9 protein-coding genes are annotated in these 11,773 nt (G+C 59.8%); 3 read left to right on the forward strand and 6 right to left on the reverse strand.

What is annotated here, in order from left to right; translation table 11 throughout:
• Nucleotides 1–146 precede the first annotated feature (146 nt).
• The gene (locus CJ187_RS03380) at nt 147–1,937 is read left to right on the forward strand and encodes a DEAD/DEAH box helicase (protein WP_434737340.1); all 1,791 of its coding nucleotides are present in this window, start codon (nt 147–149) and stop codon (nt 1,935–1,937) included.
• Here the strand turns inward: CJ187_RS03380 and CJ187_RS03385 are convergent.
• Genes CJ187_RS03385 through CJ187_RS03405 form a run of 5 tightly spaced genes read right to left on the reverse strand, consistent with a single transcriptional unit; the run spans nt 1,934 to nt 7,266 of the window.
• Entirely contained in the window at nt 1,934–2,389 is a 456-nt protein-coding gene (locus CJ187_RS03385; protein WP_284667922.1) for a hypothetical protein, read from the reverse strand. The two genes, CJ187_RS03380 and CJ187_RS03385, sit on opposite strands and share 4 nt — an antisense overlap.
• The gene (locus CJ187_RS03390; RefSeq protein ID WP_284667924.1) at nt 2,367–3,509 is read right to left on the reverse strand and encodes a GTPase; all 1,143 of its coding nucleotides are present in this window, start codon (nt 3,507–3,509) and stop codon (nt 2,367–2,369) included. Before CJ187_RS03390 ends, CJ187_RS03385 begins: the two co-directional genes overlap by 23 nt.
• On the reverse strand, nt 3,509–5,209 hold the full coding sequence (locus CJ187_RS03395) for a dynamin family protein (protein ID WP_158237695.1): 1,701 nt from the start codon (nt 5,207–5,209) through the stop codon (nt 3,509–3,511). Before CJ187_RS03395 ends, CJ187_RS03390 begins: the two co-directional genes overlap by 1 nt.
• On the reverse strand, nt 5,188–6,513 hold the full coding sequence (gene hisS, locus CJ187_RS03400; protein ID WP_102215750.1) for a histidine--tRNA ligase: 1,326 nt from the start codon (nt 6,511–6,513) through the stop codon (nt 5,188–5,190). Before hisS ends, CJ187_RS03395 begins: the two co-directional genes overlap by 22 nt.
• Nucleotides 6,514–6,546: 33 nt before the next feature.
• Nucleotides 6,547–7,266, reverse strand: a complete 720-nt coding sequence (locus tag CJ187_RS03405; RefSeq protein ID WP_102215749.1) for an MBL fold metallo-hydrolase — start codon at nt 7,264–7,266, stop codon at nt 6,547–6,549.
• Between the two features lie 222 nt (nt 7,267–7,488).
• Between CJ187_RS03405 and CJ187_RS03410 the strand changes: the two genes are divergently transcribed.
• Nucleotides 7,489–8,829 carry a DUF349 domain-containing protein gene (locus tag CJ187_RS03410; RefSeq protein ID WP_434737341.1) on the forward strand — a complete coding sequence of 447 codons (1,341 nt, stop codon included), beginning with the start codon at nt 7,489–7,491 and terminating at the stop codon, nt 8,827–8,829.
• 70 nt (nt 8,830–8,899) lie between these two features.
• Nucleotides 8,900–9,385 carry a hypothetical protein gene (locus CJ187_RS03415; RefSeq protein WP_146003037.1) on the forward strand — a complete coding sequence of 162 codons (486 nt, stop codon included), beginning with the start codon at nt 8,900–8,902 and terminating at the stop codon, nt 9,383–9,385.
• A gap of 13 nt (nt 9,386–9,398) precedes the next feature.
• Here the strand turns inward: CJ187_RS03415 and CJ187_RS03420 are convergent, their stop codons facing one another.
• Nucleotides 9,399–11,726, reverse strand: a complete 2,328-nt coding sequence (locus CJ187_RS03420; protein WP_102215747.1) for a RelA/SpoT family protein — start codon at nt 11,724–11,726, stop codon at nt 9,399–9,401.
• Nucleotides 11,727–11,773 lie beyond the last annotated feature (47 nt).

Here is an 11,773-nt window from a genome sequence, read left to right on the forward strand (position 1 = left end):
CCCGTTACCGTAAAAACTGGCGAACCTCCGGTGTGTAGCTACCAGTTAAACGAACGTCCATTCCAAACATAGCGACCATGGATAGTCGGTAGCGGCGTGTGTGTTGTGGGGGTAACGCCCCGAAGAGAAGTTGGATTTTAGTTATCTTGGAAAATACCGTACGTTTCGCTGACCTGAACCTGCCTGCGCCCATCATGAGCGCCATCGAAAAACTGGGGTTCGAAACCCCAACCCCCATTCAAGCTGAAGCCATTCCACCGCTTTTAGACGGCCGCGACATCGTTGGCGTAGCCCAAACGGGCACGGGGAAAACCGCTGCGTTTGGCCTGCCCATGCTCGCCCACCTCGATCCGAGCGAACCGCGAGTCCAAGCCATCGTGCTGGCCCCCACCCGCGAACTGGCCGTGCAAAGCGGCGACGCGATCGCATCTTTCGCCGCGGACCTGCCGGACATTACGGTGGTAACCGTATACGGCGGAGCGCCCTATCCACCGCAGATCCGCGCCCTCAAAAATGGCGCCCAAATTGTGGTGGGCACCCCGGGGCGGATAATCGACCTGATCGAAAAAGACGTTCTGCACCTAGACCAAGTGAAGGTTCTCGTGCTCGATGAGGCCGATGAGATGCTCCGCATGGGATTTGCAGAAGACGTGGAAACCATCGCTTCTGCCGCGCCGCAACCCGGAGAGCGCATTACCGCACTATTCTCAGCCACCATGCCACCGGCGATTCAACGAGTCGCCCAGCAGCACCTGATTGAGCCGGTACGCGTCGAAATCGCCCCGCAGTCCTCCACCGTCGACACCGTGGAACAGACCTACGCTATCCTCGGTTTTCGACACAAAAAAGAAGCGTTAGCACGCGTACTCTCCACCGCCGACACGGACGCAGCCATAGTGTTCGTCCGCACCCGCGTGGACGTGGACGACGTGTCTTCCGACCTGACACGGCGCGGTTTCAAAGCCTCCGGCCTGTCCGGAGACGTGTCCCAAGCTGAACGGGAACGCATCATCGCTCGGCTGCGCGACGGATCCCTCGACGTCCTCGTCGCAACCGACGTGGCTGCACGCGGACTAGATGTGGAACGTATTGGCCTAGTCGTTAACTACGACGTACCGCGTGAAGCAGAAGCCTACGTGCACCGGATTGGCCGCACTGGGCGAGCTGGCCGCACCGGCCGCTCCCTCACATTCTTCACCCCGAAAGAACGCTTCCGCCTCAAGCAAATCGAGAAACTCACCGGCACGCACATGACTCAGGCAGGGATCCCAACCCGGCGGGACGTGGCGTCTCACACGGGGAAACAGCTGCTGGCGGAGGTGGCGCCGCGCTTGGAACGCGGCCACCTCGACCTGTACGAAGAACTGCTCGAAACCGTAACTCAGCAACTCGGCTTAGATTACCCGCAGGTCGCCGCGGCACTGCTGGCAAACGCTGTGGGTGACACCGGACAGAACCGCGGCGCGGCGCAACACGCGGATGAAGACTTCGCGAACGGCAGTTTCGAAACCGGTGGGAAAAAACGCAAAGGCCGCGGATCACGTGCCGGCACACGCATGGAACCAACCGGCAGTGGAAAACGCTACCGCGTAGAAGTTGGCCGCAAAGATGGAGTGAAACCCGGGGCGATTGTCGGCGCAATTACCGGTGAAGCCGGGTTGTCGGGCGACGATCTGGGGCGCATTGAAATCTTCCCCACGTTCTCGCTCGTGGATATCGCCGGTGAACTCCCCGCGTCGGCGCTACGCAAAATTGCCCGCGCCACCGTTGCGGGCCGCCGGCTGCGGATCCGCGAAGACACGGGGCCAGAACCCAACGATTCTACTCACAGGAAGCACCGCGGGAAGTCAAAATCGTTTTCTGACCGTGGGGGCCGCGGGTTTGACCGCAACGCCCACCGGGCAAAACGGCGGTCGTTCAAAAACGGTCGGCGCTAACGCTGTAGCGTGCTGATTGCCGACGCGATCCGCTGCTGGCGTTCCTCCTCGGTGCGCAGCGGTTCCCACACGCGCACCCGCACGAGGGTTTCCAACTCTTCGCGCAGTTGGTTGGCAGCGCGTTTACCCGCCCGCCGCGCAGCCACCCTCATGCACATATAAGAACAGGCGGCAACCAACAGGGTCCACGCGAGGCCGCTAAGTAGCAGCCACGTGGGAATCGGCACTATCCCGTATTTAGGTACCCCAATGTCGATTAGCAAAACGGCGCGGGCAAGGACAGTGCCCAGCAGCCACAGACCACCCACGGCGGCGACTATCCATCCCACCCACTGCAAGGCGTTGAAAGCACGCCACCAGCCGCGCCTATTGGGAAGGTGGTAATCGGTCTGCGCGGTCACTTCGCTCATCTGGTCAATCAGTTCGGTTTCACTGCCAGCGCTGGCGAGCAATTTTTCCCCAGATGCGCGGCCTCAAGTCTGTGTACGTGGCCAGTACCGACCGCATTGCTTGCGACAGTCGCGCCCGGGCCGCCGGATTTCCCCCTGGCTCCACTGCCCCTAATTTGAGGTCCTTGAGGGGATCGTGGGTGAATCGGCGGGCGATTCTAAACGGGAGCCAATGGCAGTACCGACCGGCCCGGTAACGGTAAGCCCCGGCAACGCGGCGGCTCAACGCGGGCGCGTCCATGGCTTCGCCCGCAGCTTTGGTTATCTGCGTGGGCAGCGCCTGCGCGTCAACTGGTTCAATCTCTTGCTCATCCGCCAGCCGGTCGGCCAATAAATCAGTGGCTTCTTGCAAATCTGCGTGCATCCGTTGACCCCGTTTTGCGGCTAGGCGAGCCACGTCGTGCAGGTGCATGCGCAGCTGGCGCGTGCCCTCCCCGGAACGCGCCGAGGTCAACACAATGCGCGCTCCCGTTACCCCATCGTTTTTTACTAGCCGCTCCAGATCAGCCCGCACCTGCTCACTTTGCTCCGCCGTCATGGTGTCGGCGTGCGTTAGAATCACCACGGTGTCGCGCGAGTGTTTGGCAAACCGTTTAATGAACTGGTTGTGAAGCACGTCGTCGGCGTATTTCTGCGGGCTAGTCACCCACACCATCACGTCCACGCGTTGCAGCAGCCGCTCCACGAGCGCGCGGTTTTTACGGTCGATCGAATCAATGTCCGGCATGTCGACCACAATCACGTTTTCCGCAACCGTTTGCTCCGCCGGAACCAACACCCGGTCTTTGATCTGCATCCAGTCGAGCAGTTCCCCCGCCTCTTCTTTAGGGGCGCACGCCGCCAGCGGGGCGGTGGTGGTGGGGCGCTGATACCCCACCGTCGCCAGATCCGCTTTGAAGATCTGGTTGAACACACTGGATTTACCTACCCCCGTTGCCCCCAGCAACGCCACCACCGCGTAATCGGCCGACAGTGCGGCGCGTGCCCGCAAGTTGCGGTTCAGCTGGCGTAGGCGCCGTTCATCCTCCGCAAGCAGGTCACCGTCCAGTTCCTCCACGATCCCGTTCAACACTTTGGTTTTCATGAGGGGATTCGTGCCGCCCCACCGTTCAAACAGTCGCATTATCCCTCCGTCCACTCGCGGCGTGCCCGCGCCAGTGCCTGCTGGATTTCGCTTGAGGAAACGAGGTCTGGAAGCGCATCTGTAAGCGGTTCCATGGCTCGTTCCAGTGCGCGGCTCATCTGCGTTTTCAATGCTCCGTGCGCCCGTTGCGTCATTGCCGCTACCGCTGCGTCACCGAACACGGCTTCGAGCACGCGTTGAGCAACTATGCCCGTTGCACCCGCCACCGTAACTTCAGCACCGGTTAGCCCGCCAGTGGAGGCGAACAGGACAATAATCAGCGCCAAGCCCAGAAGGTTCACACCGAATGCGAGCATACGGGCAGACGTTTTCTTGTTCGCCCCCTGGCGTTTAATCAAGTCCACAACCGCGCGTTCCCAGTTCTTTACAGCTGCGCGGGCCTCATGCTGTAACTTTTCTTGGGAAAGCGGAACTACCTGCGCTTCAAAGGGGCGCATCGCCGGATTTGCACGCCAAGTGGTGCGAGCATGCTGCACTGCGCGCGCCAGTTCGTCGCAAATTATTGTGCTCAAGTTAGAGCCGAGAATCTCTTTCACTTCGTCTGCGCGCGCGTTCCGCCCGGTGAAAAACCCGCTCACCCGCGATTTTACCCGCGTAACAATCCGGTCAATCCCCGCGGAAATGTCTGCAACCCCCAGCATGGCCTGCCACCTGGACAGCACTTCGCCACGCAGAAGTTTCCCATTTTGAGTTGCCTGTTCCAAGCGCCGCAGTGCCACCCGCTGGTTTTCATCCACCACAGATGCGGCGTCGGTACGTACCAGCGTCTGTCTCGATAAGACCTGCAACAGGTGCTCGACGTCCGTGAACAGTTCCGCAACCGTGCCTTCTAACGCTCGTTTCGCCACTTGAGCGCGCGTGTGCGCAGTGTCGGAAAGGGAGGACAGCCAGTTCTTCACGGTCCGCACCGAAGCTGGGTCTAAGCGGTCGTGCTGCAAAGGCATCTCGTTCACACAAATAAGGGGCGCGTCAGAAAGCCCCGCGTCCGCTAAAAGCCGCGCAAAATCACCGCGAACCACATTCGTTGCCCCAGGTGGTACCCGATTCAGCACAATCGACAGAGCCACCGAGCGAGCGTGTGCCTCACGCAAAACTTCCCACGGAACCGCATCTGCGTAACGCGCGGCAGTGGTAACAAAAATCCACAGGTCCGCCGCATCAAATAGTTGCACCGCCAACGCCCGGTTGCGGTCAACGAACGAATCCAAATCCGGGGCATCTAGCAGCGCGAGCCCGCGCGGAACCCGATCGTTCACCTGCAGGCGCAACGCGTTCTCCCCGGCTGACTCGCCCGCACCACTACCGCGCACCCGCGTGAACGAAGGAAGCACCCGGGTGGATTCGAACCACGGGGCATCCTCCGCCCGGTAAATCAGCGTCGGGGTGCGAGTGGTAGGCCGGATCGCGGAGGTCTGCACCACACCCTCACCGAGCAGGGAGTTCACCAGCGTCGACTTCCCCGCCCCCGTGGACCCACCGACTACACACAGCAGGGGCGCATCCAGCTGCTGGGCCCGGGGGATAATGAGGTCCTCCAGCTGCTGGGCGCGCCGCCGCGCGAGTGTCTGCGCCGCCTGCGCGTTTTCAACTTCGAAAGGGAACGTGAGGGCACGCAGCTGCTCTTGCAGCTGCGCTAACGCGTCTACCCGGTTCACGTTTACAGCTCCCAGCTTGGCCACCGATCCGCTTGCGGTGGCTGCCAAGTCTGCGGGTTGGCATCCACCTGTTCACCCGAGCGGATGTCCTTCACGGAGTGACCACCTTGCTCGTCAGTGAACCACACGTACGGGATACCCCGCCGGTCTGCGTATCGGATTTGTTTGCCGAATTTCGAACTTGAGGGCGACACTTCCGTTGGGATTCCCCGTTCCCGCAGCGCATACGCCACTTCGTTGGCATCGTCGCGTTCACTCTCGTTAGTCACCGCAATCAGTACGCACGATGGCACTTCGCGGCTAGCCCGCGCCATGTCGGCGCCAAGAATTCGCGAGATCAACCGGGAAACGCCAATGGACATACCCACCCCCGGGTAGGTCCGCTTCCCCACTGTTACCAGCGAATCGTAGCGGCCGCCCGAACAGATTGACCCGAGGTCTTCGTGGCCACGCAAAAACGTTTCGTACACCGAACCCGTGTAGTAATCGAGCCCGCGGGTAATCTTCAGATCCGCAATCACCACGCCGGAGGCGTGTTTTTCTGCCGCTCGTAAGAGCGCTCCGAGCTCCTCCAGGCCCTCATCTAACAGCGGGTGGCTCAGCCCGAGTGCGCGCACCTGCTCCAGGACCTCCAGGCCCCCGTGGATCTGCGCTAACTGCAGCAGCTGTTCCCCTTGCGCGCTGTCAATCCCATGCTGGGTCATCTCTTCTAACACGCCGGATTGGCCGATCTTGTCGAGCTTATCGATGCTCCGCAACGCGTCGTCGACCTGTTCAATCCCAAGCGCCTCGCACATGCCCTGCACAATCTTGCGGTTATTCACATGCATCTGCACGGGCGGAATCGGGAGTGCTGCCAGGGCCTGGGCCATCACTAAGGGCACCTCCACCTCGTGGTGGAACGCCAGCTCTCCCGCGCCAACGACATCAATGTCTGCCTGGTAGAACTCGCGGAACCTACCTTCTTGTGGCCGCTCCCCTCGCCACACTTTCTGGATTTGGTAGCGCCGAAATGGGAAGTGCAGGGAGCCCGCGTTCTCACCTATATACCGCGCGAACGGGACCGTCAGGTCGAAGTGCAGGCCGATCGACTTGTCCGCTTTTGCGTCGTGGCCACCGCGGTCTTGTAGCCGTGAAAGTAGGTAAATCTCCTTGGAGGTCTCCCCTTTGCGTTCCAGTTCCCGCACGGGCTCCACACTGCGGGTTTCAAGTGGAGCGAAACCGTGTAGTTCAAACGTGTGCCGCAAGATGTCCAGTACCCTTTGTTCTACAATGCGTTCGGCGGGGAGCCATTCGGGAAAACCCGAGAGTGAAGTTTTTGCTGCCATATTAGACCATTCTAAAATATCGTCGGGTGTTTTTTAACCAATGCTGCGGGCACGGCGCACATACAGGTTCGTCGCCAGCTCGTGCTCCCAGTGTGTGGCCGGCCCGTGGCCCGGTAGCATCCAGGTGCGCGGGTCAATCACGTTCCCCAGAGTGCGCAACGTGTGCCGCATTTGGCGTTCGTCCCCACCGGGCAGGTCGGCACGCCCAACCGAACCGGCAAAAATCACGTCGCCCGTAAACGCAATCGGTTGCGCTTGTTTAACCGGCCCGTGCCCGGTGCCTTCCGACGGTAGTTCCGCGTTCGTTTCTAGTGTTTCTCCGGCCGTAATTTCCATGAGGAACAGGGCGGACCCTTCGGTGTGGCCAGGGGCGGGCACCATCAGCACGTTAACTCCGGGGACGATCGCGACCGTGCGCGCGGTGAGGTCACGCACATCCTGCGGCGCCCGCCACTGCACTCCTTGCGGACGCATCTGCGGCAGCAGTGCGGACAGCGGATCGTCCAGCCGATACCGGTCCGGGTTAGTTATATACACGGGGACGTCAAAGTTAGCGCACTCCCACACGTGGTCCGCGTGCCCGTGCGTTAGCAGCACCGCACGAGCAGTTAGGCCCTCCTCATGCAAATACTGTTTAATCCGATCGGTCACACCCAATCCGGGGTCAACAATCAACGCCGACTCTTCGTTCGGTGCGCTCACGACGTACGCGTTCGCGGCAAAGAGTTCAGCCTCAAACCTTCGTATCCTCATGATCCGATCCTACCGCGAACTACAGGACCTCGTTTTTCCCAAATCATTGCACAACTAATTGCGCGATTTATTAGCGTGATTGATCGGAGGATCAACAAGAAACGAACTACAAGTATGCGAAATCACATTGAAACCCCGTAGTATAGGCACATGGGTGCGCAAGCATCTTAAAAATGTAGTTTCGTCCGGGCGAACGCCCAACCGTATCCCAAGAGGAACACCGTGAGTGATCAAAACGAGAATCCAACAGCAACAGACACCACTGACACTGATGAACAGGTGCAAGAAATCCGCCCGGCGGTCGTAGTGCGCGCCACTTCGGATGAGGACCCGGCGTCTTTCGGTCGCATCGATGAGGACGGGAACGTGTGGGTGCGTGAAGCCAGTGGTGAACGCCAGGTCGGATCGTATCCCGACGGTGTGCCCGACGATCCTTTCGGCATTTACACCCGCCGCTACCGCGACCTGGAGGCCACTGTGAACCTCTTCGAATCGCGCTTACCGACGTTGAACGCCCACGAGATCGACACGACTTTAGCGAGTTTGAAGAAAGCCGTTGAGGCCCCAGCCGCGGTGGGTGATTTAGATGGGCTCCGCAAGCGCGTTGCAGACTTGCAGGAGGCGGGAGCCAAACGGAAAGAAGAGGCGAAAGCAGAACGAGCCGCCGCGAAGCAGGAGGCCCTGGAGCTACGCACCGCGGTTGTTGAACAGGCGGAAGCGGTGGCGGCGCAGGATCCGGAACGCACTCAGTGGAAGCACTCGGGGCAGCGGCTGCGGGACCTTCTGGAAGAGTGGAAGCGTTTGCAGCGCCGCGGCCCGCGCTTAGATCGGCCAACGGAGGACGCGTTGTGGAAGCGGTTCTCTTCCGCCCGCTCCCACTTCGACCGTGGGCGGCGCCAGTTCTTCGCCAAGCTCGACGCGCGGCAGGCGGAAGTGAAACGCGTTAAAGAGGGGTTGATTGCAGAGGCGGAAGCCATGCAGAACTCCACCGATTGGGGCCGTACCTCAGCCGCATACCGCGATTTAATGGACCGGTGGAAGGCAGCGGGCCGGGCCTCCCGGAAGGAAGATGACGCTCTTTGGGAGCGGTTCCGTGCAGCCCAGCAAGTGTTCTTCGATGCCCGCCACGCCAAAGACAAGGTGGTGGACGAAGACCATCGCCAGAACCTCCAGGCAAAAGAAGAACTGCTGGTGCGCGCAGAGGCACTGTTGCCCGTAAAGGATTTGGAAGCCACTAAGTCTAAACTGCGCGACATTCAAGACGAGTGGGAAGAAATCGGGTTCGTGCCGCGTGCGGATATGAAACGGGTTGAGGGCCGGCTGCGGAAAGTAGAGCAGGCGGTGCGGGATGCGGAAGATCAGCAGTGGAAACAGACTGATCCGCGCACTAAAGCGCGCGCCGGATCCATGCTTGGGCAGCTAGAAGACTCGATCGCACAGCTGAAAGCCGATCTGGAAAAGGCGCAGGCTAACGCAGATGCAGCGAAGGAAGCCTCAATCCGGGAGGCACTCGAAACGAAACAGGCTTGGTTCAAACAGATCTCTGATTCCGTAGACGAGTAGGCGGTAGCGTTATCCACAGGCGGGGGGGGTGCCCTGTTCACGTGGGTGACGCTTCCTCCATACTGGGGGCATGTGCAGCACTAACCCAGCCGCGTATTACGCGCATTTAGTCCCGGGACAAATTGACGTACTAGACCGGGTTGGTTTCATGTTCTTGAGGGATATGGCTCGCGATGGGCCGGCGGTGGAGCTGCACCGAATGATCGTTGCGCAAGACTGCTTAACAACCCCGGTGCTGCGAGCTCGCACGCTCGCAGTTCTGGTGCCCCGCGGGTGGGCGATCAGCCACTGGTCAGCCGCGTGGGTGCACTGGCACGTGGGGTCTGCCCTGCCCCTGCACGTCGCGGGCCCACAGCGTCGCCTCGCTGACGACGAGTTAGTGCCCCACCAGCGGAGTATTGAAGGCACTGTGGATGCGAACCTGCCTGGCGCCGTGCAATCTAGAAGTCAAACATTTGTAGACCTAGCGCAGTTGGGAGCGTTAGAAGAGCTCCTCGATTCCGGGGTTGTGTCAGTGCGCTCTGCATGCGCCACCACCTCGGGACACGCCGGATAGCTAGATACCGTTACTAGGCACCTTTCTTGCCGCGACTGCGGGCTCCCGCCCGGTGGTCGCCGTGCGCTCGATAAACATCGAACACGCCTTCTACCCCACGCAGTGCAGCCAGTGTCGCCTTCAAATGAGCCGGGTCAGCCAGCTCAATCGTGAAGCGGAAAACCGCCACTCGGTCTTTGGACGACCTCATCTGCCCAGACATGATGTTCACGTGACTGTCCGCTAAAATCGCGGTCACTTCGGAAAGCAGGGACGGCCGGTCTAACCCTTTAACTTCAATCTGCACCAGGAACGTAGCGGTTGAGTCCGCTTCCCATTCCACGTTCACAAAGCGTTCTGGATGCCGTTCTTCCAGTTCTACCGCGTTCGAACAGTCTGGCGAATGTACACTCACCCCGTTGCCGCGTGTAACGAAGCCAACAATCGGGTCACCGGGCACCGGGGTGCAGCAGCGCGCGATCTTGACCCACACGTCGTTCGCACTCATTCCCGACACGGTCACGGATGCCGACGGGTCGGTAACTGAAGAGCGGTTGTGCCCCGGGGTGACGGCTTCAGACAGGGTCTCTTCCGTTCCCGAATCGCCGCCGAGTGAATCCATTAGCCGCTCCACCACGTGCTGGGCAGAAATGTTGTTATCCCCCACTGCGGCGTACAGGGCGGACACGTCCTTATAACCAAAGTCCGTGGCCAGTGACAGCAAAGACTCGTGCGTCATCAACCGCTGCAGCGGCAAGCGCTGTTTCCGCATCGCCCGTGCAATCCGGTCTTTACCAACTTCGGCGAATTCTTCGCGCCGTTCCTTCGAGAACCACGATTTAATCTTCGACCGTGCCCGCGAGGATGCGACGAAACTCAACCAGTCTCGACTCGGCCCAGCTTTGGAGGATTTTGAGGTGAATACCTCGACGATATCCCCGCTTTCAAGGTGCGTATCCAACCCCACGAGTTTACCGTTCACGCGCGCTCCCACCGTGTGGTGCCCCACCTCGGTGTGCACGGCGTACGCGAAATCAACGGGCGTGGATTCCGCTGGCAGTACCCTCACGTCCCCCGCCGGAGTGAAGACGTACACTTCGTCGCCCGCGATTTCAAACCGCAGAGAGTCCAAAAACTCCTCGGGATCATCCGTTTCGCGTTCCATCTGGATGAGGCCGCGCAGCCAGTTCATCTGTTCCTGCTGACTCATCTTGTCGGAATCTGCTTTGTTAGACGCGTTCGGGTCCTGCTTATACCGCCAGTGCGCGGCCACACCGTACTCAGCTTGTTCGTGCATTTCGAACGTCCGCACTTGGATCTCCACGGGCCGGCCGCCCAGCCCCATGACCGTGGTGTGCAAGGAGCGATAGAGGTTGAACTTCGGCGTTGCAATGTAGTCTTTAAATCGGCCGGGAATCGGGTTCCAACGGGCGTGTACAGAACCGATTATCGCGTAGCAGTCGCGCACAGTTTCGACGAGCACCCGCACCCCCACCAGGTCATAAATATCGTCGAACGCCTTGCCGCGCACAATCATTTTTTGGTAAATCGAATAGTGATTTTTTGGCCGGCCCGAAACGGTCCCTTTCACTTTAGACCGCCGCAGGTCCTCTTCTAGGGCGCGCACTATTTGCTTGAGGAATTGCTTCCGCTGGGGCGCACGTTCCGTTACAAGCCGGTCAATTTCTTCGTATATCTCTGGGTAAAGGGTGATGAAAGAACGCTCTTCCAGCTCCCACTTGATTGTGTTCATCCCCAGTCGGTGCGCGAGGGGCGCGTAGATTTCAAGCGTTTCTCTGGCTTTGCGTTTGGCAGATTCTCTTGAGACGTACTGCCAGGTGCGGGCATTGTGTAGCCGGTCTGCGAGTTTAATCAACAGGGTGCGGATGTCTTTCGACATTGCGACGATCATTTTGCGCAGGGTTTCGGACTGGGCCGCTGCCCCGTATTTAACTTTGTCTAGTTTGGTAACGCCATCGACCAGAAGTGCGATTTGAGGGCCGAAGTCCTCAGTGAGCTGCTCCACCGTGTATTCCGTGTCCTCGACCGTGTCGTGCAGCAATGCGGCCACGAGCGTGGGTGGAGTTATCCCAATTTCGGCAAGTATCGTAGCTACGGCAACAGGATGGGTAATATAAGGCTCGCCAGACTTACGCATTTGCCCTTTGTGATACTTGCGGGCCGTTTCGTACGCGCGTTCAATATCCGCTACGTCTGCTTTCGGGTGATGCGCCCGTACCGCGCGGATAAGCGGCTCAATTTCGGGCGCAGTATCGCGTTTGCGCGACCCAAACCACATGAGGCCCGCGCGTACGCGGGAGCCACTCACGGGCTTGTGGGATTCCAAATTGCTAGACGTCATTTTTCTATGTTATCCCAAACTGACGTCGGCTTTGGGGCTCAATCGCT

It is taken from the genome of Gleimia hominis (genome assembly GCF_002871945.2).
Taxonomy (GTDB): Bacteria; Actinomycetota; Actinomycetes; order Actinomycetales; family Actinomycetaceae; genus Gleimia; species Gleimia hominis_A.